A 24,054-nucleotide genomic window follows, 5' to 3' on the forward strand; every position below is an offset into this window, starting at 1 on the left:
TCTACACAATCTGAAAAATATGATAACATAGGAGATAATCAGTCGAAAACAGGGGGGATGGGGAAATGGAACTTCTGAACAAAACGGTCGGAGCAGTCTTGAGGGAGCAGGCGGGACGGTATCCGTTACAAGAGGCAATGGTATACCCCGAACGGCAGATCCGTCAGACATATTCCGAATTCGACAAAGAAACAGATCGTCTGGCAAAGGCATTCATGGGGATGGGTATCCAAAAAGGGGAGAATGTCGCCATCTGGTCAGACAACAAACCACAATGGCTGCTGAGTCAGTTTGCCACGGGAAAGATGGGGGCCGTCCTGGTCACAGTGAATACGAATTACCAGGCAGCGGAATTGAAGTACTTGCTGCAGCAATCCGAAGCGACAACACTGATTCTCGATGAAGGCTTCAAGGGGACGGATTATCTGGAAATCCTCCGATCCATTTGTCCGTCTCTGCGGCAGTCCCACAGCAGCCGTGTTGAATGCAAAGAACTTCCTCATCTGAAGCGCATCATCTTGATGACAGAGAAGAGTGAGCAGGGCATCTACAAATGGTCCGAATTTCTCCGCCATGCGGATTCCGTGGAGGACAGCGAGCTGGAAGAGCGGCTCAATTCCCTGGATCCCGATGACGTCATCAATATTCAGTATACATCCGGAACGACAGGCTTTCCGAAAGGCGTCATGCTGACACATAATAATGTCGTCAATAACGGCAGTATGATCGGCGGGACGATGAAGCTGACAAGTGAAGACCGCGTCTGCATCCCGGTTCCGTTCTTCCATTGTTTCGGCTGCGTCCTCGGCACGCTGGCCGCAGTCACACACGGGGCAGCGATGGTCATCGTCGAGCAGTTCGACCCGCTCCGCGTCCTGCGGGCCGTTGAAGGCGAGAGATGCACAGCACTCCATGGCGTCCCGACGATGTTCATCGCAGAGCTGAACCATCCCGACTTCAGCAAGTTCGATACCTCCTCCTTGAGGACCGGCATCATGGCAGGCTCGACCTGTCCGATCGAAGTGATGAAACAGGTGATCGGGGATATGGGAGCGGATGAAATCACGATCTGTTACGGGCTGACGGAAGCATCGCCGGTCATTTCCCAGACGAAGACGGATGACCCGATTGAAAAGCGTGTGTCCACTGTCGGGAAGCCGCATCCGCACGTGGAAGTGAAGATTGTCGACCCGGTCACAGGCGAGGAAATGGAGACCGGGGAAGCAGGCGAACTTTGCACGCGGGGCTACCATGTCATGAAAGGCTATTACAACAATCCTGAAGCGACCCGGGAAGTGATCGATGAAGACGGCTGGCTGCACACAGGGGATATCGCGAAGCTGGATGCGGATGGGTACCTTGATATCACCGGCCGTATCAAGGACATGGTGATCCGCGGAGGGGAGAATATCTACCCGCGGGAAATTGAAGAATTCCTATACACATGTCCCGGAGTAGCGGACGTGCAGGTCGTCGGTGTGCCGGATGAGAAATACGGTGAAGAACTGATGGCCTGGATCATTCCGAAAGACGGAGTTGTTCTGGATGAGAAGGATATCCGTGCGTTTTGCAAAGGGGCCATCTCCTACCATAAGATTCCGCGCTATATCCAGTTCACGGATGCGTATCCGATGACCGCATCGGGCAAGATACAGAAATTCAGACTGCGGGAGATGTCGCAGACAGCGGCCGCGGACTGAACATGAAAACGCATGCCCGTCACGGGCATGCGTTTTCTGTACTCACTTGTACAGTGTGTCCTCTTCCGTTCCGTCCGCGTGGTAGATCGTCAGGATCCCTTCATGATCCGTTACGTACGGTTTCGCTCTGTCCAGCAGATCTTTTTTCGAAGTTTCCCGGTATATGACGGACGAACTGTCTTTCTTCGTGAGCACCCAGTCATCGTTATCGGTCTTCGCCTCGAAATGAGGTCTGTCGCCCGGATCACCTTCAATTGTTTCACGTGCCTGTGCTAAACCGATGGAAATGGCACGGCCTTCCGAGTATCCTTCCCGCAGCAGCGCATTCGCGACCTCGATCGCTTTGTTGCGCACTTCGGGAGTTTCGTTCTTGAACGTGGCCGGGTAGTCATCTTTTGTCCAAGGCATGTCAAGCACCTCCTGACGGGTTTTGCGGCATCTCTGCAGCTGCGCCGCCGCGGCTGTTGGCTGCCGCTTCAAATGGTTCCAGCCGATGCGGTGTTTCCATATACATGAAGGGAACATCCCGCAGCGGGCCCGGTTTTTCGCGGTCACTGTAGAAATTCCTGGTCTTATCCTCTGTCGGCAGGACTTCCATTGCCTCCTGCTTGCTGCAGGCGTAGTAGATCTCACCGATCTTGGCCTGATAGGAAGCGGCAAGGCACATCGGACACGGCTCCCCGCTTGCGTAGAGGATCGTATTGGACAAGTCTGTCGAAGCGATGACCCTGCATGCTTCGCGGATGGCCGCCATCTCTGCATGGGCGGACGGGTCATGATCACCTTCCACGGTATTGACCCCGCTTGCGATGATTTCTCCATCGCGGACGATGACAGCGCCGTAAGGACCGCCACCTTCGAATACACTGCCTTTAGCAAGACGGACTGCTTCATTCAAAAAACGTTCGTGATCCATCATGATGCCTCCTTGTCGATTTGGGACGATTTCCCGGGAAATAAAACGAAAATAGGGATAGCACAATTACAGGTACTTGCTTATAATGAATCTGACCGGCGGCTGATGAAAACGCTTCCGGGAAAAATACAGAATATAAGGGGGATTTCAAATGTCAGCGGATACGTATAAATTGATAGCGATCATCGCATATATGGCTGCGATGGTTTTCATCGGCTGGTATGCATTCCGCCGTACGTCCAATTTGACGGACTATATGCTCGGCGGCCGTTCACTCGGACCGGCAGTCACTGCGCTCAGTGCCGGAGCTGCGGACATGTCCGGCTGGCTCCTGCTGGGACTGCCCGGTGCCATCTTCGACAAGGGTCTTGTCGAAATATGGATTGCGATCGGACTGACAACAGGTGCCTATCTGAACTGGTTCTTCGTTGCACCGCGTCTCCGGGTCTATACCCAAGTTACGAATGATTCAATCACGATCCCAAGTTTTCTTGAGAACCGTCTGAAAGACAAGTCGAGACTCCTGCGTATCGCATCAGGACTTATTATCCTAGTATTTTTCACATTCTATGTCTCTTCAGGGATGGTGGCGGGCGGAAAGTTCTTCCTCAGCTCATTCGGACTGGACTATCACCTCGGTCTGATCATCGTCTCGATCGTCGTTGTCGGCTATACGCTGTTCGGCGGTTTCCTCGCCGTCAGCTACACGGATTTCGTCCAGGGACTCATCATGTTCTTAGCACTTATTCTCGTTCCTGTCGTTGCGGTGTTCATCACTGGCGGGCTTCCTGATACGGCCGCGTCCATCAAAGAAGTCAATCCGAACATGCTCAGTCTTGTCAAAGGAGCTACTGTTCTCGGTGTCATCTCGTCACTGGCATGGGGGCTCGGGTACTTCGGCCAGCCGCATATCATCGTGCGCTTCATGGCCATCAAGTCCGTCAAGGAAACGAAATCCGCACGCCGGATCGGGATCGGCTGGATGATCCTGAGCCTTGCCGGTGCCGTGGCGACTGCGCTTGTCGGGGTTGCGTACTATCAGCAGAACCCGGGTGAAACACTGGTCGATTCCGAAACGATCTTCATCGCCCTCGGTCAGATCATCTTCCATCCGTTCATCGCCGGGATCATGCTTGCGGCGGTACTGGCTGCGGTCATGAGTACGATCTCTTCCCAGCTGATTGTCACGTCATCCGCACTGATCGAGGATCTGTACAAAGCGGTCATCAAGACGGACGGCACCGATAAGCAATATGTGTTCCTCGGCCGCATGGCTGTACTGGTCGTATCAATCATTGCGATGATCCTCGCATGGCCGAACAACGAATCCATCCTGAAGCTCGTTTCCTTCGCCTGGGCAGGGTTCGGCGGCGCGTTCGGCCCGATCATCCTGCTTTCGCTCTACTGGCGCAAACTGACGGTGAAAGGTGCACTGTTCGGGATGGTGTCGGGGGCGGTCGTCGTATTCGTCTGGGGCAATATCGAATCATTGACCGGCACGCTCTATGAAATCGTTCCGGGATTCATCGTCTGCCTGCTCGTCACATATTTCGTGAGTCTTGCGACATATAAAGAAAACAAGGAAATCCAGCGTGAGTTCACCGAGTCAGTTGACATGCTGAAGCGGGAACGCTGAGCATACCAAACGCCGTCCGGCCAGCCGGGCGGCATTTTTATATGGCTTCCGTCAGTCTGTCCTGTATGATGGTGGAAAAGGGGGAATGGCGATGAAGCTCGACCATGCAGTATGGTTCACCGAGAGAACACCGGACACGGTTGCCGGTCAATACGAAGGGACGTACCGGGGCGGCAGCCATGAGAAATGGGGCACCTATAATGCGCTGAAGTATTTGCAGAACGGCTACATCGAATGGCTGGCAGTGGAAGATCCGGAAACAGCGGGCCAGTCCGGCAATCCGCTCGTCAGGCTGCTGCTCCATGACTTGGCAGCCTACGGTGAAGGCTGGGGGACACTGTGCTTTTCAACCGACGGAATCGATCAGCTCGACGCACGTCTGACAACTGCGGGGTTCAAGACATCCGGTGTTCTGAATGCGTCCCGGAAAAGTACAGCGGGCAGCCTGAAAAAATGGAAGCTGCTGTTCATAGAGGAATCCTATACGGATAAGCTGCCGTTTCCGTTTTTCATCCAATGGGAAGAGGATGAAGAGACACGGCGCAATGTCCTCATGGAAGAAGGATTCCTCGGGGAGACCGGTGCTTCCGAACGGATTGAAGAGTGCGTGCTTGAGACGGATGATCCGCAGGCCGCTATCGGAAACTGGTGCCGCCTGCTTGATGTCCGGCCGGATACGGTTGACAGTTTCCTGCTTGGCAACATTCGTTTCCGGTTTCAGGAGGCGGCTGGACCGCGTCACCGACTGACCGCAGTGACAACGGGTCATACTGAATCTTGAATGCAATCATGAAAGTGAGGGAACAGCATGGACGAATTGGAATGGCTGGAGGAAACCGCATTACTGGTCGGCGTGGAAGAGCAGCAGGACGACCACTTCGCCTATGAAATGGAAGAACTCGCCAACTTGGCGGAAGCTGTCGGCGTGCGTGTCATCGGGCGTGTGGAACAGAAGCTGGAGAGGAAGCACCCGACAAGTTACATCGGCAAAGGGAAGATCGAGGAAGTGAAACGTGCGGCTGAAACGATGGATGCCAATCTCATCATCTTCAATGATGAGCTGTCGCCATCCCAGCTGCGCAACCTGGAGCGGGATATCGAAGTGAAGATCATCGACCGGACGATGCTCATCCTCGATATCTTTGCGCGGCGTGCAAGGACACGGGAGGCCCGCATGCAGGTGGAACTTGCAGAGCTGCAGTATACGCTGCCCCGTCTGGTCGGTCTGCGTGCATCACTCAGCCGTCAGGGCGGCGGGACAGGCGGCGGATTCCAAAACAAAGGGGCCGGTGAAACGAAGCTGGAGCTGGACCGCCGGAAGATCGAAGAGCAGATCTCGAAGCTCGGGAAGGAACTGGAGACGATGAAACAGCATCGGACGATCCAGCGGCAGCAGCGTGTCCGCAGCGGGACGCCTGTCGTATCGATCGTCGGGTATACGAACGCGGGAAAATCGACGCTCATGAACCGGATGCTCGCCATGGCGGAAGGGGATCAGGCGAAGAAGGTGCTTGAAAAAGACATGCTGTTCGCTACCTTGGATACCTCGGTCCGGAAACTGACGCTGCCCGATCATAAGTCGTTCATCCTGACAGATACGGTCGGATTCGTCTCCAAACTGCCGCATCATCTCGTCAAGGCGTTCCGATCGACATTGGAGGAAGCGAGGGAAGCGGATCTGCTGCTGCATGTCGTCGATGTCTCGAATCCTGAATATCGTCATATGATCGACGTGACGAATGAGACATTGGAAGCGGTAGGTGTGGAAGATGTCCCTGTCCTGTATGTCTATAACAAGGCGGATCAGGCGGAAGGATTAAGCTATCCGCGGGTGCAGGATGACCAGATCTGGCTGTCCGCCAAAACAGGGGGCGGGATGCACGAACTTACCGGACTGATCGAAAAGAAAGTGTACGAGCGGTATTCGGTGTGTAAAGTCCTCATTCCGTTCGATCGCGGGGATCTCGTCGCTTATCTGAATGACTTTGCAAACGTGAAAGACACGGACTATGAAGAGAACGGGACGCTGCTGACTGTCGAAATGGAGGAGCGGGAGCGGAAAAAGTTCAATCCATATATGATCAGCCATTGACGGCAAAAGAACGGCAGCGCGGAATTCCGCGCTGCCGTTCTTTTTTCTATAAGAGAAAGGGGGGTGGGATAGTTCTAGTATGCCCGCTTCCGCCAGCCTTAAACCTCATTGAACTGATTTGCGTGCAGCCGGGCGAAAATCCCGTTCTTGTTCACGAGTTCAGCATACCCGCCGTCTTCGGCGATGCCGTCCGGTGTCACGACGACGACGCGGTCCGCATCGCGGATTGTCGCAAGGCGGTGGGCGATGACCAGTGTCGTACGGTTCTCGGACAGCTCCGCGAGGGATTCCTGGATGATCCGTTCCGTTTCCGTATCGAGGGCGGACGTCGCTTCATCCAAAATGAGGATCGGTGGGTTCTTCAAAAACATCCTCGCGATTGCGAGCCGCTGTTTCTGGCCGCCGGATAATTTAAGTCCCCGTTCGCCGATTTGGGTTTCATACCCTTCCGGCAGGCCGGCGACAAAGTCCTCCAGGTGGGCACGGCGTGCTGCTTCGTAGATCGCCTCATCTGGTGCGGACAGATCACCGTATGCGATATTCTCTTTGACAGTGCCCGTGAACAGGAACACATCCTGCTGAACGATGCCGATCTGCCGGCGGAGCGACCGCTGGGTCATGTCGCGGACGTCGATGCCGTCGATGGTGATCTGACCGGCATCGACATCATAGAACCGCGGGATGAGGGAGCAGATGGTCGTTTTCCCCGCACCCGACGGACCGACGAACGCAATCGTCTGTCCGGAACGGATGGACAGGTTCAGATGGTTGAGCACCGGCTTGCCGGCATCATAGCCGAAAGTGACGTCGCGCAGTTCGATGTCCCCGCGCAAATGGGGCACGGCCACAGCATCCTTCCGGTCGTTGATCTCCGGTGCTTGGTTCAGCAGCTGCCGGAACCGGCTGAACCCGGCCATGCCCTTAGGATACATCTCAAGGAGCGCACTGATCTTGTCGATCGGTTTGATGAGGATGTTGATGAACAAGATGAAGCTGACCAGTTCTCCGATCGTCAGCTTGTCCTGGAACGTGAACCAGGCACCGACGACGAGGATGATCAGGGTGACGAGCCGCGTCATCATATAGATGGAAGACGTCGTCCAGGCCATGACATGGTAGGCGACAAGTTTCGCCATCCGGAAATTGCCGTTGTCCCGGCGGAATCTCGACAGCTCGAAATCTTCATTCGTGAACGATTTGACAACACGGGAACCCGACACCGAGTCTTCCACACGGCCGTTCACTTCGGCGATCTTGCCGTACATGTTGAGCCAGGCGGCGTTCATCCGTTTGTTGCAGAATGCGATCACCACGATCAGCACAGGCACCATGACGATGGCAATCAATGCAAGCTGAGGGTTGATGGTGTACATGATACCGAATGCCCCGATGACCGTCATGACGGCGATGAAGGCATCTTCAGGCCCATGATGGGCGAGTTCGCCGATATCGAACAGGTCAGTCGTGATCCGTGTCATGATGTGACCGGTCTTCGTGTTGTCGAAAAACCGGAACGACTGCCGCTGGACGTGGGTGAACAATTCCTCGCGCATATCGGTTTCGATGTTGATGCCGAGCTTATGCCCGAGATAGCTGACGATATACTGCAGGAACGTACTGAACAGATAGACCGCCAGCAGCAGAATGCTCGTCGTGACGATGAGCCCCCAGTCGCCTTCCGGCAGCAGTTTGTCGATGAACCACTGGACAGCGACAGGAAACGCGAGCTCGAGAAGCGCCACAAAGACGGCACTTGAAAAGTCGATGATGAACAGCCGCTGATGCGGTTTGTAATAGGAGAAAAATTGTTTGAGCATGATGTCCATCCTTTACTGTGATGTCTGGGTAAGTATACAGGAATCGGTAGAAAAGTTCGATAAAAATAGTCGGGAGACCAATATGGGGGACTTTGGATGCGAAAGTAAAGCTGGAGGAAAAGTTGGAATCTCGATAAATTCGACAAATTATGAAACTAACTGAGCTATAGTCAGTAAGAATAGACAGAGTGAAAAAGTGAAGAGGAGACGAGACTATGAAAAACTTGTTAAAAGGGACAGCAGCCACACTGTTGGCATTGACACTTGCGGCCTGCGGATCAGATGATACACCGAAGACGGAAAGCGGTGCTTCTGCAGAAACGGGCGCAAAAACGGAATCCGCAGAAACGAATGGAAATCAGATGACAACCAAGGAAGTCTATCAGAAAGCGGTCGATGCGTCGGAGACGATCGAAAGCCTTCACGGACAGATCACGATCGATCAGAACATGAAAGTCGTGGATGATGACTCCATGCGTGCGAAAAATAAGATCTCACTCGATATGGACGTCATCACGGACCCTATGAAACTCCACCAGGTCATGAAAATGGACGGCGGCCCCGACGCAGCTGCGACGATGGAAATGTATGCGCAGGACGGTGAACTGTATCTGCAGACGGATGATATGGAAGGGCAGTGGATGAGCATCCCCGCAGACATGCACGATGAAATACTTGATGGACTGGACAGCTCCAACGCCATGCTTGAACTGAGTCTTTTCCAGGAGTTCGACGATAAGTTCACGATGGAGGAAAAAGAGGATCAGTATGTGATGCACTTCTCGGCCGCGGGCGAGGAATTCAGCGATCTGCTGAAAGAGCTGATGGAACAGGACACTGCAGAAGCGACTGATGGAGAAGTCGGGGATATCGATGTGAAAAAGATTGAACTGACTGTGTATCTCGACAAAGAGACGTATTATACAGATTCGTATGATCTGAAACTTGATGCAATCATGGATATCGAGGGGTACCGGACGGTCGTCCTCCAGACGGTATCCGGTGATGTAACGGAAATCAATGAAGTGGAGCCGTTTGACATACCGGAGGAGATCCGTACTAATGCCGTGTCGATGGGTAAATGATTGAAGGGAGATCTTCTCGGTTGCAGAGACGAAGGAGGGAACCATGATACCAAGACTGTGCCGGATGGCCGCCAAAGAGGCGCCGGCGCAGTTTTTTTTCCGTTCACGATCAGTAGGGATGCAAGTGATAATCGTTTTCAGTTATCGGTTGACTTCCGTTTAAGCTTTGCTATAATGGGAACTGCGGCTAACTGATAATTGTTTTCATTTAAACAAGTCGGGTCCGCAAATATCTGGATATCGGAGTTCTTCATGAAGAAACGTTATTTATTCACAGCGCTGATAGCCCTGTCGCTGCTTTCGCTATTTGTCGGCGTCAGCCATATTTCACCGAAAGACCTGCTGGACTTCAAATCAGAAGAAACTGAGATCTTCCTGATCAGCCGTCTGCCCCGGCTGCTCGCTATCATACTTGCAGGGGCCGGCATGAGTATCACCGGGCTGATCATGCAGCAGCTGAGCCGCAACAAATTTGTTTCGCCGACTACGGCGGGAACGCTCGATGCTGCCAAACTTGGAATCCTCGTATCCATGCTTCTTTTCACGAACGCATCGACCATCGAAAAGATGCTGGTCGCTTTCGCATTTGCGCTCGGCGGCACGCTGCTGTTCATGAAAATACTGGATCAGGTCAAATTCAAAGATGCAATTTTCATCCCTCTTGTCGGCCTGATGTTCGGGAACATCCTATCATCGATCACGACATTCTTCGCCTATAAAGCGAATGTGATCCAGAACATGGCTTCCTGGCTGCAAGGAGACTTTTCACTGATCATGAAAGGCCGGTATGAATTGCTGTACATAAGTATCCCCGTCCTCATCATCACCTATTTCTATGCGAACCGGTTCACTGTTGCCGGGATGGGTGAAGACTTTTCGAAAAACCTGGGGCTTGCTTATCGGAGGATCGTCAATATTGGACTGATATTGGTCGCTCTCATTACAACCACTGTTGTCTTGACGGTAGGGGTCATTCCGTTTCTCGGCCTGATCATCCCGAATATTGTATCGATCATCAAAGGGGACAATCTGGAAAGGACACTTCCGCACACGGCCATGCTCGGTGCCATCTTCCTGCTGATCTGTGACATTCTTGGCCGGGTCATCATTTTCCCGTACGAAATCTCGATCAGTCTGATGGTCGGTGTCATCGGCAGCGCCATCTTCCTCTATATGCTGTTTAGGAGGAGAGCATATGCGTAACCGTACAAAGTTCATCATCCTGATTGTTCTGGCCGCCCTCTTTTCAGGACTGTATCTGTTCCAGGGGCTGAATGGGAGCTATGATTACGCACTGCCGCGCAGAGGTATCAAAGTGTTGGCGATGGCACTGACAGGTGTCGCGATCGCCTACTCGACGGTCATCTTCCAGACGATCACCCATAACCGGATCCTGACGCCGAGTATCATGGGACTCGATTCCCTGTATATCCTGCTGCAGACGGTCCTGATTTTCTTCCTGGGATCCACCCATGTGACGCTCGTCAATAAGCAGGTGAACTTCGTCCTGTCCGTCGGCGCCATGGTCGTGTTCGCACTGCTGCTGTACCAGTTCCTGTTCAAGGCGGGAAAGCGGCCGATCTACTTCCTGCTGCTTGTCGGCATCATCGTCGGTACATTTTTCCAAAGCATCTCGACATTCTTGCAGGTGCTGATCGATCCGAACGAATTCCTGCGGGTCCAGGATAAGTCATTCGCAAGCTTCAACAACATTAACGGAGACCTCGTCTGGTGGGCGCTCGGCGTCCTGGTCGCTGCGCTGATCATCGGTGCAAGGAAGTTCAATGAGCTCGATGTCCTGTCACTCGGCCGGGACACGGCCATCAACCTCGGGGTGAATCACGATAAAATCGTCAAAATGATGCTCATCCTGTCGTCCGTCCTGATTGCGGTCTCCACAGCTCTGGTCGGACCGATCACATTCTTCGGTCTGATCGTCGCCAACTTGTCGTACCAGTTTTTCAAGACATACAAGCATTCGGTATTGGTGGCGGGTGCGTCTGTCATGAGTATCATTGCATTGGTCGGCGGGCAATGGGTCGTTGAGCGGATCTTCACGTTCTCGACAACGCTCAGTGTCATCATCAACTTCGTCGGCGGTGCGTATTTCATCTACTTACTATTGAAGGAGAGTCGATCTGCATGATCCAAGTTCGGGAATTGACAAAGTCATACGGCAGCAAAGCAGTCGTGGAGAAGGTGAGTGTCGACATCCATCCGGGTAAGATCACGTCCTTCATCGGACCGAACGGTGCAGGGAAATCGACGCTGCTTTCAATGGTGAGCCGCCTGCTGGATGCAGATACAGGTGAAGTGCTCGTCGATAACGATAACGTCAAAAAGATGAAGTCCAATGACTTCTCGAAACGGGTTTCCATCTTGAAGCAATCGAATTTCATGAATGTCCGGCTGACGATCCGTGAGCTCGTATCATTCGGACGGTTTCCGTACTCGAAAGGACGTCTGACGGCTGACGACATCCAGATCGTCAACCAGGCGCTCGACTATATGGATCTGATGAGCATGCAGCACCAGTACTTGGAAGAGCTGTCGGGCGGTCAGAAACAGCGGGCGTTCATCGCCATGGTCATCGCGCAGGACACGGATTACATCCTGCTCGATGAGCCGCTGAACAACTTGGATATGAAACATTCCGTGCAGATCATGAAGATTCTGCGCCGGCTCGTCGATGAGCTCGGCAAGACGGTCGTCATCGTTCTGCACGATATCAACTTCGCCTCCGTTTACTCCGACCGGATCGTTGCTCTGAAGCAGGGACGTGTCGTGAAAGACGGACCGACGAACGAAATCATCAATTCGGAATCACTCCGGGAGATTTACGACATGGATATCCCGATCCAGCAGATGAACAATTGCCGCATCTGCGTCTACTTCAACTCATAAACCAAAAGGATGGTATGTTCACATGAAAATGAAAAAAATTCCCGTATTCCTGCTGGCGTTTGCATTAATGCTTGTCCTTGCTGCATGCGGTTCTGAAAAAGACGAGCAAAAGCCGGAAGCATCGAACGCAGGAGCAGATGATGAAACAGCGAGCAGTGAAGAGACGAAGACAGAAGAAATGACTTTCAAGCATGAACTTGGCGAAGCGACATTGGAAGGGACACCGGAAACAGTAGCGGTCTTCGACTTCGGTGTGCTGGATACGCTGGATGAACTGGGAATCGAAGTGGCAGGCGTGCCGCAAGCGACAATGCCTGCGTATCTTGAAAAATATGCCGGTTCGGATTACACGAACCTCGGCAGCCTGAAAGAGCCTGATTTCGAAGCATTGCACGCTATGAAGCCGGACGTGATCTTCATTTCCGGACGCCAGGCGGATCTGTATGATGACTTCAGCGAAATCGCGCCGACGATCTACGTGGGAATCGACTACACGAACTACATGGATTCATTCAAGCATAACATGGACGTCATCGCCCAAGTGTTCGATAAGAAAGACGAAATGGAAAAGGAATTGGCGGACGTCGATCAGCAGATCGCCGACATCCAGTCGAAGACAGCTGAATCCGACAGCAAAGCACTGATCACCCTTGCGACTGAAGGAAAAGTCAGTGCATACGGACCAAGCTCCCGTTTCGGTATCATCCATGACGTGTTCGGTTTCAAAGCGGCTGACGAAGGAATCGAAGCGTCGACACACGGTCAGAACATCACATTCGAGTACATTCTGGAAACCAATCCGGATGTCCTGTTCGTCATCGACCGCGATGCTGCCATCGGTAAAGGCGCAAATGCGAAGAACACAATCGAGAATGACCTCGTGAAGAAAACGAACGCATTCACGAACGACAAGATCGTCTACTTGGACGGGGAGTATTGGTACTTGTCAGGCGGCGGTCTGAAGTCCATGAAAGAAATGATCAAAGAAGTCGAAGCAGGACTATAAGAACGGCAAAAGACCGATTCCTTCCCATGGAATCGGTCTTTTGTGTCTGCCCGAAAAAAATCGGCTGTGCTACACTAAGCTCAACTTGAACGAGAGGGGGCAGGGTGACTCATGGGAAAAGCGGTTACAGTGCGGGGGAAGACAGTCGAGGAGGCGGTGGAAGCAGCTCTGGAAATACTCGGGCTCGAGCTTCAGGATGTCCGGATCCATGTCAGCCGGACAGCGGATACGGGTACATCACCCGGTGCGCTGCGTTTTGCCGAGGTCGTCGTCACGCCCGTGCAGTACAAAATGCCGGATGCATTGGAATGGAACGGTGAACCGCCCTCCACAGGTATCCGGATCATTTCCGGCAGAGTGGAGGTCCGCTCCGGAGATAGCGGAGGACAGCTGTCCATAGAGGCGGGACAAGGTGTACAAGTAATTGTGAACGGGCAAAAAACAGAAGGCACAGCACCTGTATCTGAGCGGGATGCCGTATATATCCGGACAATCGACGAACTGACCCGAGCTCAGCTGTCGATCACCATCCGTGAGCACGGTGCGCTCGCAAGCTTGAGTGTCATACCGGGCAGGAAACTGACACGAAGCGTGAAAGATGCACCTTTCACCCGTCATTTGAAGGCGGAGGCAGATGAATTCCAGGAGACCGTGAATGATTTGTCCCAGCAGATGATCCGGGATGCCTGCGACCAGCTCGGCATTACGGCGGTGCTGGATAAGCGGGTCCTCTGGGAATCTTGTGAGACGGACGTGCCCTATGAGGCGATCATCGCACGCGGTATCTTTCCGAAACCAGGACTGGACGGGGATGTTGAAATCCAGATCGATATGGACGGCAAATCGCTTACGGAATACGATAAAGTGGATTATCGGGAAAAGCCGGTTGTGCAGCTTGTCGAGGAAGGCCAATTGGTGGCTGCTGTATTGCCTCCTATCCCGGGACAGCCGGGAATGGATGTGTTCGGGAATATCATACCGGCTGAAGATGGCAAAGCGGCAAACATCCGATTGGGCAGGAATGTCACGCGGACAGGCAGTCACATTTTCGCGGCCTGTGCAGGCAAACTGCTGATCGATAGGGAAAACGGCAGTATTTCTATCGATATCGCCGACACATTGACAATGCAGGAAGTGGACCTTGCGAGCGGCAATGTCCGGTTCGATGGGGATGTTGCTGTGAGAGGGAGTGTCAGCCAGGGGTGCGTTGTCGAGGCTGCCGGCAGGATCGAAATCGGCAGAGACGTCCGGAAAGCTGAAGTGAAAGCTGAAAAAGCCGTCCATATCGGCGGGCATGTGTCGTCTTCCAGAATAGCGGCGGGACAGCAGATGACGGACGACAGGGTGTATGCGGAATCGCTCCGATCGATTTTGCCAATGCTTGGCACGATGGGGGACTTGACGAAAGCGGCTGCAGTGCTGCGTCAGTCGAGTGCGGCTGCTATAAACGGCGGGGAGCTGAAAAAGATTCTCAGAGTGCTGCTCGGTGACCGGTACCCGTTGTTCCGGGATCGGCTGCAGTCCTTCCTGACGCTGAAGTCCGATAACGCAAGTGAGGAATGGGGCGATCTCCAAACGACCTTGTATAACTTTTTCATCAATACCATGCATGCTGGCATAAAGGAAGGTAACGAGTTCCTGGCGCTCATCGAGTCGGCGGAGCGGCTATATGAAATGTTCCAGCCCGATCCGGTCTGCCAGGCTGCGGAACTGACGCTGTCGTACGCTGTAAACAGTATGCTGTGCTGCTCAGGGGCAATCCGGATCACCGGGCAGGGGCTGGCCCAATGTGAAGTCCATGCAAAAACGGATATCATATCCGACGGGGTCTGCCGGGGAGGCGAACTGACAGGTGAGCGGTCCGTGTCGATCCGGGAGTGCGGTTCGAAGAGAGGTGTCCCGACAGTCATCCGCACGAACGCGCACGGGTCGATTGTCATCGGCATCGCCCATCCGGAAACTATCCTGTACGTCGGCGAGCAGTCGTACCGGGTGACGGAACTGCAGCTCGGTATTACAGCGAAGATGGAAGACGGAGTACTGCGGATCCGCTGAGTATGAAGTGAAATTGTTCTTTACCGTCCTGTTGGCAGACTGTATAATGACAAGTGTCATGACAGACGTTTAGACATGGAGGGGAAACTGATGGCGCATACGATCGCTCATTCATCAAACAAGAAACAGAATGCAAAACCAGTATCACGGAACAAACTGCTCGTCATATCAGGGACAGGCTGGATGTTCGACGCAATGGATGTCGGAATCCTGTCCTTCGTCGTAGCGGCCATAGCGGTGGAATGGAACTTATCCCCGTCGGCTATCGGCTGGGTCGGGAGTGTCAACTCTCTCGGAATGATGGTTGGGGCAATCCTGTTCGGCATGCTCGCGGACCGCATCGGAAGAAAGCAAGTTTTTATGGTGACGTTGCTGTTGTTCTCATTGGCCAGCGGCCTGTCCGCGCTGACGACGACACTCACGGCGTTCCTGATTCTCCGCTTCTTCGTAGGCGCAGGGCTTGGCGGGGAACTTCCTGTCGCCTCCACACTCGTCTCGGAAAGCGTGGAGGCGAAAGAGCGGGGGCGCATAGTTGTGCTGCTGGAAAGTTTCTGGGCTGCCGGATGGCTCATCGCGGCATTGATCGCCTACTTCGTGATCCCGTCCTTCGGCTGGCGGACTGCACTGATCATCACTGCCCTGCCTGCATTTTACGCACTATACTTGCGCCGGAACCTGCCGGATTCACCTAAGTTCCAAGAAGAAGGGGTTCGGCAGCAGTCATTCCTGCAGAAAACGGCTGCTTTATGGGCGAAACCGTACCGTAAGCGGACGCTGATGCTGTGGGTCGTCTGGTTCATGGTTGTCTTTTCGTACTACGGCATGTTCCTCTGGCTGCCGAGTGTGATGGTGCTGAAAGGGTTCGCGATGATCAAAACGTTCGGCTACGTCCTGATCATGACCCTTGCCCAGCTCCCGGGGTATTTCTCAGCGGCCTGGCTCATCGAGCGGGCAGGACGGAAGTTCGTCCTGTCTGTTTACCTGATCGGGACCGCAGCCAGTGCGCTTGCATTTGGAAGTGCCGATTCGCTTGCGATGCTGATGCTGTTTGGAGCGCTGCTGTCCTTCTTCAACCTCGGCGCATGGGGAGCGTTGTACGCCTATTCACCGGAGCAGTATCCGACGGCCATACGCGGTACAGGAGCAGGTATGGCCGCCGGCATCGGCCGGATCGGCGGGATTTTCGGCCCGTTGCTCGTCGGCTCCCTGTTGACGGCGGGATATGGGTTCGGCGTGATTTTCGGTATTTTCTGCGGGGCCATCCTGATCGGGGTGCTCGCAGTTGTATTTCTCGGAACGGAAACGAGTCAGATGGAATTGGAATGATTGGAAAAAAGACGCTGCAGCGTACTTGCAGCGTCTTTTCTGTTTTATCCTCTTGGAGTCAGCCAGCGCCGAAAGGGATCGGCTGTCGTCAGCCCGAAACCGGTCTGCTCTTTTTCCGGGCGATCAGCTGTTCGAGCCGCGGCCGGTTATATCGCTGTGCGATAATGATCGGCAGGTTGAACACCAGCGCGTAGGCGACATTCAGCCAGGCGGCCCAAATCGGATTCCATAGGAAGAACAGGGCAGCCGGCAGGATGGACAGCCAATGTGTGAGCTCGGCTCTCCTGGATTCCACAGCGAACTGTTCCAGGGAACCCCGGTCTGTCCCGTGGAGCCGCTGTTTGCTGTACCCGTTCCGGATGAACATCGTCCCGTCGGGGATCAGATGCTTCCAATGCTTCACTCTGACCAGCTGCCCCCAAAGCGCACCATTCCGCTCAAAAGCGCGGGGACGGAAAAAAGAGGATCGCCGGACCAGCCAGGTATCCGGTATACGGACGGCGGCGAATGAGATGGCTAAATGGAAAAAAGCCCATGCCGCGGCGTCCAAGACGATGATCCAGCCGATCGGCAGGTCGACTACAGGCATGGCCGCTCATCCTTTCCAATCTTGTACAGCCTGCAGCGCAGGACAGCAACCGTCTGGTCAGGGTTTGCCTCCCTTTCTTTACCTTGCTTCCCTGGAAGATCTCTCATCCGATCGACTCAGCCAAAATCCTGACCATTTCGCGCCGGGTGACAAAGTTGCGCTTTGCAAAGCAGTCATACTTATTATGCCGCACGCTTGTCAGGATTCTCCGGTACACCTGTGCAGAGGCAAGTACCGCAAACTGGCTGTCTTTGTCGAACTCGCCGATATATTGCAAAAACTGATCATATAACATCTCGGAACGGACTGCGAGTGTTTCCCATACTGTTATGAAACGGTCGGTAATCCGCTCTTCCGCAAGCTGTTCGAGTGTATAGCCGGCTTTCGCCATTTCTTCCTCGGGGAGATAGACCCTCCCTTTGTCACGGTAGTCTTCTCCGACATCACGGAGAATATTGGTCAGCTGCATGGCGATTCCAAGATTGACAGCGGCTGGCGTGCAATCAGCGGAGGCCCCAGATGCAATGATCGGCAACAGCATCCTGCCGACCGATCCGGCTACATAATAGCTGTATGCCTCCACGTCCTCCATTGTTCTCGGTGCTGTAAATGAAATATCCATCCGCTGCCCTTTCAGCTGATCATAGAAGGGGCCCAAGTCCATATCATACGTATCGAACACATGCCGCAGAGCACGCCAAAGCGGATGGTCCGGCTCCTGGCGCCGGGAAAACCGGTCCAGTTCAGACGCCAGCTGATCGAGTGCGGCCAGCTGGGCGGCACTGCCTGTATTTTCATCTACACTGTCATCTGCGGATCTGCAGAATGCATAGATGGCGAAGACAGCCTGTGCCTTTCTATCGGGCAGCCGTGAGAAAGCATAATAGAAACTTTTGGAATGCCGTTTGATGACCTGCTCGCAATAACGGAAGTCCTCTTGTAAGGAGACTGTACGGGTCATTGCTGTTTCCCCCTTTCATCGTGTATGGAACAGAATCCCTCTGTCATCATGCAATAATTCTTCCGTGGCGATCCGGGCGGACAGCAGGACGATCGGGACACCTGCACCAGGGTGTGTGCTGCTTCCGGTGAAATAAAGGTTCTCGCAATGGGTCGCCTTGCTTTGCGGACGCATATGGTTACTCTGCGCAAGAGTCGGCTGCAGGCCGAATGTAGCACCGTGATACGCATTGAAACGCTGTTCGAAATCATCCGGCGTCATATAGGATTCGGAAACGATATCGTCCCGTACACCTTCAAAACCCGGTACTTTTTCAAGAGCTTCCAGTACATACTCCCTGTAGTGGCGGATCGTCCCGTCATCCCACTTATACTCACAGCATGATTTGTCGGACACCGGGACAAGGATGTAGAGACCATCTTTCCCTTCCGGCGCCAGGCTGTCATCAAGCTTAGAGCCGATGTAGACATAGAACGAAGCCTTCTCGAGGCGTTTTCCGGTGAAGATGTCATTCAAATTGCGTTCCAGCTCCTCGTTGAAGATGAAGTTATGGGCATTTTTCACGTCGTCGTATTTCCGATCCATGCCGAGGTACATCAGGAAGCAGGAACACGAATAGTCCATACTGTCGATTTTTTCATCCGTGTATTTCCCTTTCGCTTTTGGCTCCTTCACCAGGTTCTTCATGGCGTATGGAAAGTCGGCGTTGCACATGACAAAGTCCGAAGGGATCACGTCCGTGCCGATCCGGATACCCGTTGCCATGCCGTCCTCGATGAGGATTTCATCAACCGATGAATTGTAATGGACCGTTCCGCCGAGTTCTTTGAACAGCCTCTCCAGTGACTGGGCCATCGTATACATGCCGCCTTTGATGAACCACACACCATAGAGGAACTCGATCATCGGAATCATCGTATACAGGGACGGCCCGCTGTAGGGGGAGACACCGATATAGAGCGTCTGGAAACTGATCATCTGCTTCAGGCGCTCGCTTTTGATATATTTGCTGATGAACGCATCCGCATTATCGAACGTCTTCAGCTTCAGTCCCTGCCGGATCATGGATGGATTATAGAAGTCGGATGGTTTCCGGAAAGGTTTCTGCAGGAAGTGCTCCTTGGCGACCAGGAACCGTTTGTAGATGACCTGCAGGTACTCGAAGAATCCCTGTGCGTCCTTATCGCCGAACGTTTCCAATGTCTTTGTCAGTTCGATCAGGTCCGAGCTGATTTCATAATGGTCCTCGGCGCGGTCCCCGAAAAAGACACTGTACATCGGGTCGAGCCGCTGCATCGGGATATAGTCATCCGGGTCGACGCCGCACACCTGAAATACTTCCCTGTACAGTTCGGGCATCATGACAATGGTCGGGCCGAGATCGAATTGGTAGCCGTCCTGCCGAATCCGGTGCATCTTGCCGCCGGGTAAAGATTCCTTCTCGTATAATGTTACATCGTATCCTGCATGCTGCAGCCGGCATGCGCTAGCGAGACCGGCCACCCCCGCACCGATCACTGTCACACTCTTCCTCATCAGTCATCTCCCCAATTCTATGCAATTGCTTATTTCTTTTTCCTGTACAATCTTTTGTGTTAACATTATACAGAGTAATGCACAGTTCACTCTTACTAATTAGTAGGTTTTTTCCCATTATACTGAAGTTCAAACATTATACATAGCGGATGTTTGTACAATGTTCGTGAGGAAGCAGGACGGACCCGTGATTGAGAGTCTGCAGGAAAGGGGAAACACCGCTTGAAAACTGACAGAGAACCTAAACTCCTCATAAGCGACGTGTCACGGCTGACCGGACTGTCGCGCCAAGTCATCCGGAAGTGGGAGGACAGGTATAGCATCATCAGTCCGGAACGCCATCAGAACGGCTATCGTCTTTATTCGAAAGAAGATGTAAATGTACTCATGCATATCCGGAAACTCCGCGATCAGGGGCACGGTGTCAAAGAGGCCGTCCAGCTGCACAGACGACGATATTCAGCCGAGGCGTCCGTGTCGCTGCCGCTTGATGACTACGCACAGGCCCTGCTGGAAAAAGGGGCGGCGTATGATGAGGCCGGAATCATGCTGCTTCTGAAACAAGCGCACCATCGGTATGGTCTGGAAGCGTTCCTGACGACCACCATCCAGCCGCTCCTGGTGAAGATCGGTGAAAACTGGGAGTCGGGCGAATGGGATGAAAGCCAGGAGTCGATCACCAGCCTGGTCATCCGGGATTTCCTCGTGCAGATCCGCAGGAATTTCGATTTGCCCGCGGACGCGCCGAAAATACTAGGCTGCTGCCTTCCGAACGAGCTGCATGAAATTCCTCTGCAGATCATTCTGCTGCAGGCGATGATGGGAGGCTGGCGGACGATTGCTGCGGGACCGTCACCGAAGCTGTCATCCATCGAGTTCCTCGTCAGGCGGCTGCGCCCGGAGAAAATGTTCCTTTCAGCGGTGACAAGTGTCCCGTTCGACAGAGATCCTGAACTGTTCGATAAGCTTGAGGCGATTGCCGGACGGTATCCCGGGACAGCGTTCTATCTGGGCGGGCAGGGTGCACTGGATCATGCGGTCTTCCTGGAGCCGCATCGTATCCGGATTACCGGTGCGCTGCCGGAAATACTGGACTGAGTGAAATGGAACTTTCCGGGGCGATGGACGTACAGAAGGGAACTGACGGAAACATGTAAAGGGAAACGAGGTGCAGGAGTATGGATGGAAAACAGCCGTTCCGGATTCCGGAGTTTGTTGCTGAACTGGGACGAAAGCGGATTGAAGGATTTCCTGTGGAAGGTTTTGTATATGGAGAAGGCCCTCACAGGCCGAAACTGATGCTGATCGGTGAAGCGCCGGGGGAAACGGAAGCCATAGGGGGGATACCGTTCTCAGGAAGAGCCGGTAAGGAGCTGATGAAGTCACTGGCATCCATAGGGCTCAGCCGGGAAGATGTCTATATCACGAGTGCCGTCCGGAGCCGGCCGTACAAATACGGACATCGCAAAGAGAGGGACGGCACGCTGACAGAACGGAAGTACAACCGGCCGCCGACCCGGCAGGAACTGCTTGCCCATGCACCGGTCCTCGACTATGAAATCGCGAACCTTCAGCCGGAACTCATCGTGACGCTTGGCAATGTAGGACTGCAGCGGCTGATCGGACCGCATGCGAAAGTTACGGAGATGCATGGGAAACCGATCGAGCAGCAGGTACGCTTCCTGCGGGACCTGGCAGACAAGCAGCTGGACTGGACGGAGGAGGCTTACCGGATCATTCCGACCTTCCATCCGGCTTCTGTTTTCTACCGCCCTTCCCATCGTCCGGCCATGGAGGCGGATTGGCTGGAGATCGGCCGTATTTTGAATGGGACAGAGGAAGTGAAAGGCGGAGAACCGGATGGTGAATGAACTGGAAGCGAAAAAGGAACGGATGAATACAAAGGGGACTCTAACAGAATTCGCCGATCTGCTGAAGCAGCTGAATTGGCCGAAAGGCGTCACGGCCGCAGCGCTTGTACTGTCCCTGTTCTCAACAATCGCGAGTCTCGCAATCCCGCTCGTGACGAAACAGCTGGTCGACTCGCTGACAGGCGGTGATCTGTTCAATTGGAAAAGTGCCGTCTTCCTGTTTGTGGTATTCATCGTCCAGGCGCTGTTAGGCGGACTCTCGTATTACATGCTCGCCTACATCGGCGAAACGATTGTTGCGGACCTGCGGACGAAACTATGGGGGAAAGTGCTGCGCCTGCCCGTGTCTTATTACGACGATACGGAGACAGGTGAGACGATGAGCCGGATCACACAGGACACGACAATCCTGAAGCAGCTCGTCTCCGATCATCTCGTCTCCCTGATCACAGGTCTCATATCCATTGCAGGAGCCGTTGCGATCCTGCTCTACCTTGACTGGCGGATGACACTGATCATGCTGATCAGTATCCCGGTCAGCATGGCGATCATATTGCCGCTCGGACGGATCATGCACAAGATTGCAAAAGCGACGCAGGCTGAAATGGCGAAGTTCTCCGGTCATCTCGGCCGTGTGCTCGGTGACATCCGGCTGGTGAAGGCATACCGGGCGGAACCGGATGAACAGGAGAAAGGGTCTGCGGCTGTCCGTTCCCTGTTCGGGTACGGCCTCAGGGAAGCGAAAATACAGGCGGTCATCTCCCCGGTCATGACACTGATCATGATGGGGATCCTGGTGGCGATCCTCGGCTATGGCGGTGCGCAGGTGGCGTCCGGCGCGCTGTCAGCTGGTACGCTCGTCGCGATCATCTTCCTGATGTTCCAGATCATCGTCCCGTTTGCGCAGATGGCCCAGATTTTCACCGTATTCCAGAAAGCGGTCGGTGCAACGGAGCGGATCCAGCAGCTGCTGCGCATGGACAGTGAGCGTCCAGAAGGCGTAACGGGTGCACCGGAGGCTGTTCTTGCATTCGACAGCGTGTCGTTCGGCTATGAAGCCGGAAAACCCGTGCTTGATGCGATCACATTCCAGGCAGCCCCGGGAACCGTCACCGCATTTGTCGGGCCGAGCGGCGGCGGGAAGACGACCTTGTTTTCCCTCATCGAACGGTTCTACCAGCCGACTGGCGGCGAGATCCGTCTCGGAGAACGCCCGATCGCAGACATCAGTCTTGCCGACTGGCGCAGCAGAATCGGCTATGTCTCGCAGGAGAGTCCGCTGCTCAGCGGAACGATCCTCGACAATATTGCATACGGACTTGCGGAACGGCCGCCACTTCCTGAAATCCGCAAAGCAGCCGCCGCTGCGAACGCACTCGGGTTCATCGAAGAGATGGAGGAGGGTTTTGAGACGCTGGTCGGGGAGCGCGGTATGAAACTGTCAGGCGGTCAGCGGCAGCGGATTGCAATCGCCCGGGCATTGCTGCATGATCCGTCGATTCTGCTGCTGGACGAAGCGACGTCGAATCTGGACAGCGGCTCGGAGACGCATGTCCAGGAAGCGCTGCTCCGGCTGATGGAAGGCAGGACGACGCTCATCATCGCCCACAGGCTTTCCACGGTGATCGGCGCCGATCAGCTGATCTTCCTGGAGAAAGGGAAGGTCACCGGCATCGGTACGCATGCCGAGCTGCTGAAGACCCACGGGTTATACGAAGAATTTGCAGCAGGCCAAGGCTTGGCCTGATAAGAACGGCCTTCCATCCGGGAGGTCCTTTTTTCTGTGCGGCTGCCGGCTGAGCAAAATACGATTGTGAAAAATGAAATTGGGTAAACCTTAGTAAGAAACCTCGCAGCTGACACGGTGCAATCCTGTTTCTAAGCTGTATAAGGAGGAGGGAGAGGAGGCGAATCAATGTATCGGCCAGTGAATAAGGAATTCTTCCAAAAGCCGGTTCTGGAATTGGCGGAATCGCTGATCGGGCACCTGATCGTCCATGAACTGCCCGGCGGACCGGTCATCGCCCGTATCGTTGAAACAGAAGCTTATCATGGACCTGAAGACAGGGCGGCGCACAGTTACGGCAACCGCAGGACGAAGCGGACGGAAGTCATGTTCGGCGAACCGGGCAGCGTCTACACGTACCGGATGCATACACACACGCTCATGAATGTCGTCTGCGGTCCGGTCGGCACACCGCATGCCGTCCTGATCCGTGCGGGGGAACCGGTTGAAGGACTTGAGTATATGCGTGAACGGCGGGGGGAGAAGCTGGCGATGAAAGACTGGACCAACGGCCCTGGCAAGCTGACGAAAGCGCTCGGCATCACGATGGATTACTACGGACACCACTGGGCGGAGCGGCCGCTGTTCATAGCGGATGCATGCGCCGCAGGTGAAATTGAGACGGGCCCGAGGGTGGGTATTTCCAACTCAGGCGAAGCCGTCCATTATCCATACCGATTTTTCGAGAAGGACAATGCCTTCGTATCGAAATACCGCCCATAGGTTTATCTGAAGGAATTTAGAGGAAAACATATCAGTGGAGAACGAAATCGA

General features: G+C 54.0%; 21 protein-coding genes. 15 read left to right on the top strand and 6 right to left on the bottom strand.

Annotated features, from left to right (window positions below; all coding sequences use genetic code 11):
• Nucleotides 1-65 precede the first annotated feature (65 nt).
• Nucleotides 66-1,700: an AMP-binding protein gene (locus tag QWT68_RS13840; RefSeq protein WP_290148688.1), complete on the top strand. Its 1,635-nt coding sequence runs from the start codon at nt 66-68 to the stop codon at nt 1,698-1,700.
• 42 nt (nt 1,701-1,742) lie between these two features.
• Here QWT68_RS13840 and QWT68_RS13845 read toward each other — a convergent pair whose 3' ends face one another.
• Both QWT68_RS13845 and QWT68_RS13850 read right to left on the bottom strand, forming a co-directional pair.
• The gene (locus QWT68_RS13845) at nt 1,743-2,108 is read right to left on the bottom strand and encodes a DUF2188 domain-containing protein (protein WP_040285565.1); all 366 of its coding nucleotides are present in this window, start codon (nt 2,106-2,108) and stop codon (nt 1,743-1,745) included.
• 1 nt (nt 2,109) lies between these two features.
• Entirely contained in the window at nt 2,110-2,616 is a 507-nt protein-coding gene (locus QWT68_RS13850) for a nucleoside deaminase (RefSeq protein ID WP_052461664.1), read from the bottom strand.
• Between the two features lie 151 nt (nt 2,617-2,767).
• On the opposite strand from QWT68_RS13850, the gene putP reads away from it, so the two are divergent.
• The 3 genes from putP (at nt 2,768) to hflX (ending at nt 6,344) form a co-directional block, all read left to right on the top strand.
• Nucleotides 2,768-4,252, top strand: coding sequence for a sodium/proline symporter PutP (gene putP / locus QWT68_RS13855; protein WP_290148689.1), 1,485 nt, complete (start codon nt 2,768-2,770; stop codon nt 4,250-4,252).
• Nucleotides 4,253-4,343: 91 nt separating this feature from the next.
• A complete protein-coding gene (locus QWT68_RS13860; RefSeq protein WP_052461665.1) occupies nt 4,344-5,033 on the top strand; it encodes a VOC family protein in 690 nt (229 codons plus the stop codon).
• 27 nt (nt 5,034-5,060) lie between these two features.
• Entirely contained in the window at nt 5,061-6,344 is a 1,284-nt protein-coding gene (hflX, locus tag QWT68_RS13865; protein WP_290148690.1) for a GTPase HflX, read from the top strand.
• 98 nt (nt 6,345-6,442) lie between these two features.
• Here the strand turns inward: hflX and QWT68_RS13870 are convergent, their stop codons facing one another.
• On the bottom strand, nt 6,443-8,161 hold the full coding sequence (locus QWT68_RS13870) for an ABC transporter ATP-binding protein (RefSeq protein ID WP_040285568.1): 1,719 nt from the start codon (nt 8,159-8,161) through the stop codon (nt 6,443-6,445).
• A gap of 215 nt (nt 8,162-8,376) precedes the next feature.
• Between QWT68_RS13870 and QWT68_RS13875 the strand changes: the two genes are divergently transcribed.
• The 7 genes from QWT68_RS13875 (at nt 8,377) to QWT68_RS13905 (ending at nt 16,537) form a co-directional block, all read left to right on the top strand.
• Nucleotides 8,377-9,246 carry a DUF6612 family protein gene (locus tag QWT68_RS13875; protein ID WP_040285569.1) on the top strand — a complete coding sequence of 290 codons (870 nt, stop codon included), beginning with the start codon at nt 8,377-8,379 and terminating at the stop codon, nt 9,244-9,246.
• A gap of 252 nt (nt 9,247-9,498) precedes the next feature.
• A complete protein-coding gene (locus QWT68_RS13880) occupies nt 9,499-10,449 on the top strand; it encodes an ABC transporter permease (protein ID WP_040285570.1) in 951 nt (316 codons plus the stop codon).
• Nucleotides 10,442-11,392 (top strand): iron chelate uptake ABC transporter family permease subunit, encoded by a 951-nt coding sequence (locus tag QWT68_RS13885; protein WP_040285571.1) that lies wholly within the window; start codon nt 10,442-10,444, stop codon nt 11,390-11,392. The genes QWT68_RS13880 and QWT68_RS13885 overlap by 8 nt, the downstream gene beginning before the upstream one ends.
• Nucleotides 11,389-12,150 (top strand): iron ABC transporter ATP-binding protein, encoded by a 762-nt coding sequence (locus QWT68_RS13890; protein ID WP_040285572.1) that lies wholly within the window; start codon nt 11,389-11,391, stop codon nt 12,148-12,150. The genes QWT68_RS13885 and QWT68_RS13890 overlap by 4 nt, the downstream gene beginning before the upstream one ends.
• A 28-nt stretch (nt 12,151-12,178) precedes the next feature.
• The gene (locus QWT68_RS13895) at nt 12,179-13,156 is read left to right on the top strand and encodes a siderophore ABC transporter substrate-binding protein (RefSeq protein ID WP_040285682.1); all 978 of its coding nucleotides are present in this window, start codon (nt 12,179-12,181) and stop codon (nt 13,154-13,156) included.
• A 111-nt stretch (nt 13,157-13,267) separates the two neighbouring features.
• Complete coding sequence (locus tag QWT68_RS13900; protein ID WP_290148691.1) at nt 13,268-15,211, top strand: FapA family protein; 1,944 nt, start codon at nt 13,268-13,270, stop codon at nt 15,209-15,211.
• A 90-nt stretch (nt 15,212-15,301) separates the two neighbouring features.
• Nucleotides 15,302-16,537: an MFS transporter gene (locus QWT68_RS13905; RefSeq protein WP_040285574.1), complete on the top strand. Its 1,236-nt coding sequence runs from the start codon at nt 15,302-15,304 to the stop codon at nt 16,535-16,537.
• 88 nt (nt 16,538-16,625) lie between these two features.
• Here QWT68_RS13905 and QWT68_RS13910 read toward each other — a convergent pair whose 3' ends face one another.
• The 3 genes from QWT68_RS13910 to QWT68_RS13920 form a co-directional block, all read right to left on the bottom strand.
• Complete coding sequence (locus QWT68_RS13910; RefSeq protein ID WP_040285575.1) at nt 16,626-17,126, bottom strand: glycosyl-4,4'-diaponeurosporenoate acyltransferase CrtO family protein; 501 nt, start codon at nt 17,124-17,126, stop codon at nt 16,626-16,628.
• A 103-nt stretch (nt 17,127-17,229) separates the two neighbouring features.
• The gene (locus QWT68_RS13915) at nt 17,230-18,087 is read right to left on the bottom strand and encodes a phytoene/squalene synthase family protein (protein WP_040285576.1); all 858 of its coding nucleotides are present in this window, start codon (nt 18,085-18,087) and stop codon (nt 17,230-17,232) included.
• A 15-nt stretch (nt 18,088-18,102) separates the two neighbouring features.
• The gene (locus QWT68_RS13920; protein ID WP_290148692.1) at nt 18,103-19,623 is read right to left on the bottom strand and encodes a phytoene desaturase family protein; all 1,521 of its coding nucleotides are present in this window, start codon (nt 19,621-19,623) and stop codon (nt 18,103-18,105) included.
• A gap of 222 nt (nt 19,624-19,845) precedes the next feature.
• On the opposite strand from QWT68_RS13920, the gene QWT68_RS13925 reads away from it, so the two are divergent.
• The 4 genes from QWT68_RS13925 (at nt 19,846) to QWT68_RS13940 (ending at nt 24,003) form a co-directional block, all read left to right on the top strand.
• A complete protein-coding gene (locus tag QWT68_RS13925; protein ID WP_052461666.1) occupies nt 19,846-20,721 on the top strand; it encodes a MerR family transcriptional regulator in 876 nt (291 codons plus the stop codon).
• Nucleotides 20,722-20,801: 80 nt separating this feature from the next.
• Nucleotides 20,802-21,494, top strand: coding sequence for a uracil-DNA glycosylase (locus QWT68_RS13930; RefSeq protein ID WP_052461667.1), 693 nt, complete (start codon nt 20,802-20,804; stop codon nt 21,492-21,494).
• Nucleotides 21,484-23,241, top strand: coding sequence for an ABC transporter ATP-binding protein (locus tag QWT68_RS13935; protein ID WP_290148693.1), 1,758 nt, complete (start codon nt 21,484-21,486; stop codon nt 23,239-23,241). Before QWT68_RS13930 ends, QWT68_RS13935 begins: the two co-directional genes overlap by 11 nt.
• Before the next feature lie 168 nt (nt 23,242-23,409).
• Nucleotides 23,410-24,003 carry a DNA-3-methyladenine glycosylase gene (locus QWT68_RS13940; RefSeq protein WP_040285578.1) on the top strand — a complete coding sequence of 198 codons (594 nt, stop codon included), beginning with the start codon at nt 23,410-23,412 and terminating at the stop codon, nt 24,001-24,003.
• Nucleotides 24,004-24,054: the final 51 nt, after the last annotated feature.

The organism is Sporosarcina trichiuri, from assembly GCF_030406775.1.
In the GTDB taxonomy this organism is placed as follows: Bacteria; Bacillota; Bacilli; order Bacillales_A; family Planococcaceae; genus Sporosarcina; species Sporosarcina trichiuri.

What these genes read in the sequence shown, in the direction of transcription:
- QWT68_RS13840 (WP_290148688.1), top strand. Translation starts at nt 66, where the DNA reads ATGGAACTTCTGAACAAAACGGTCGGAGCAGTCTTGAGGGAGCAGGCG.
- QWT68_RS13845 (WP_040285565.1), bottom strand. Translation starts at nt 2,108, where the DNA reads ATGCCTTGGACAAAAGATGACTACCCGGCCACGTTCAAGAACGAAACT.
- QWT68_RS13850 (WP_052461664.1), bottom strand. Translation starts at nt 2,616, where the DNA reads ATGGATCACGAACGTTTTTTGAATGAAGCAGTCCGTCTTGCTAAAGGC.
- putP (WP_290148689.1), top strand. Translation starts at nt 2,768, where the DNA reads ATGTCAGCGGATACGTATAAATTGATAGCGATCATCGCATATATGGCT.
- QWT68_RS13860 (WP_052461665.1), top strand. Translation starts at nt 4,344, where the DNA reads ATGAAGCTCGACCATGCAGTATGGTTCACCGAGAGAACACCGGACACG.
- hflX (WP_290148690.1), top strand. Translation starts at nt 5,061, where the DNA reads ATGGACGAATTGGAATGGCTGGAGGAAACCGCATTACTGGTCGGCGTG.
- QWT68_RS13870 (WP_040285568.1), bottom strand. Translation starts at nt 8,161, where the DNA reads ATGCTCAAACAATTTTTCTCCTATTACAAACCGCATCAGCGGCTGTTC.
- QWT68_RS13875 (WP_040285569.1), top strand. Translation starts at nt 8,377, where the DNA reads ATGAAAAACTTGTTAAAAGGGACAGCAGCCACACTGTTGGCATTGACA.
- QWT68_RS13880 (WP_040285570.1), top strand. Translation starts at nt 9,499, where the DNA reads ATGAAGAAACGTTATTTATTCACAGCGCTGATAGCCCTGTCGCTGCTT.
- QWT68_RS13885 (WP_040285571.1), top strand. Translation starts at nt 10,442, where the DNA reads ATGCGTAACCGTACAAAGTTCATCATCCTGATTGTTCTGGCCGCCCTC.
- QWT68_RS13890 (WP_040285572.1), top strand. Translation starts at nt 11,389, where the DNA reads ATGATCCAAGTTCGGGAATTGACAAAGTCATACGGCAGCAAAGCAGTC.
- QWT68_RS13895 (WP_040285682.1), top strand. Translation starts at nt 12,179, where the DNA reads ATGAAAAAAATTCCCGTATTCCTGCTGGCGTTTGCATTAATGCTTGTC.
- QWT68_RS13900 (WP_290148691.1), top strand. Translation starts at nt 13,268, where the DNA reads ATGGGAAAAGCGGTTACAGTGCGGGGGAAGACAGTCGAGGAGGCGGTG.
- QWT68_RS13905 (WP_040285574.1), top strand. Translation starts at nt 15,302, where the DNA reads ATGGCGCATACGATCGCTCATTCATCAAACAAGAAACAGAATGCAAAA.
- QWT68_RS13910 (WP_040285575.1), bottom strand. Translation starts at nt 17,126, where the DNA reads ATGCCTGTAGTCGACCTGCCGATCGGCTGGATCATCGTCTTGGACGCC.
- QWT68_RS13915 (WP_040285576.1), bottom strand. Translation starts at nt 18,087, where the DNA reads ATGACCCGTACAGTCTCCTTACAAGAGGACTTCCGTTATTGCGAGCAG.
- QWT68_RS13920 (WP_290148692.1), bottom strand. Translation starts at nt 19,623, where the DNA reads ATGAGGAAGAGTGTGACAGTGATCGGTGCGGGGGTGGCCGGTCTCGCT.
- QWT68_RS13930 (WP_052461667.1), top strand. Translation starts at nt 20,802, where the DNA reads ATGGATGGAAAACAGCCGTTCCGGATTCCGGAGTTTGTTGCTGAACTG.
- QWT68_RS13935 (WP_290148693.1), top strand. Translation starts at nt 21,484, where the DNA reads ATGGTGAATGAACTGGAAGCGAAAAAGGAACGGATGAATACAAAGGGG.
- QWT68_RS13940 (WP_040285578.1), top strand. Translation starts at nt 23,410, where the DNA reads ATGTATCGGCCAGTGAATAAGGAATTCTTCCAAAAGCCGGTTCTGGAA.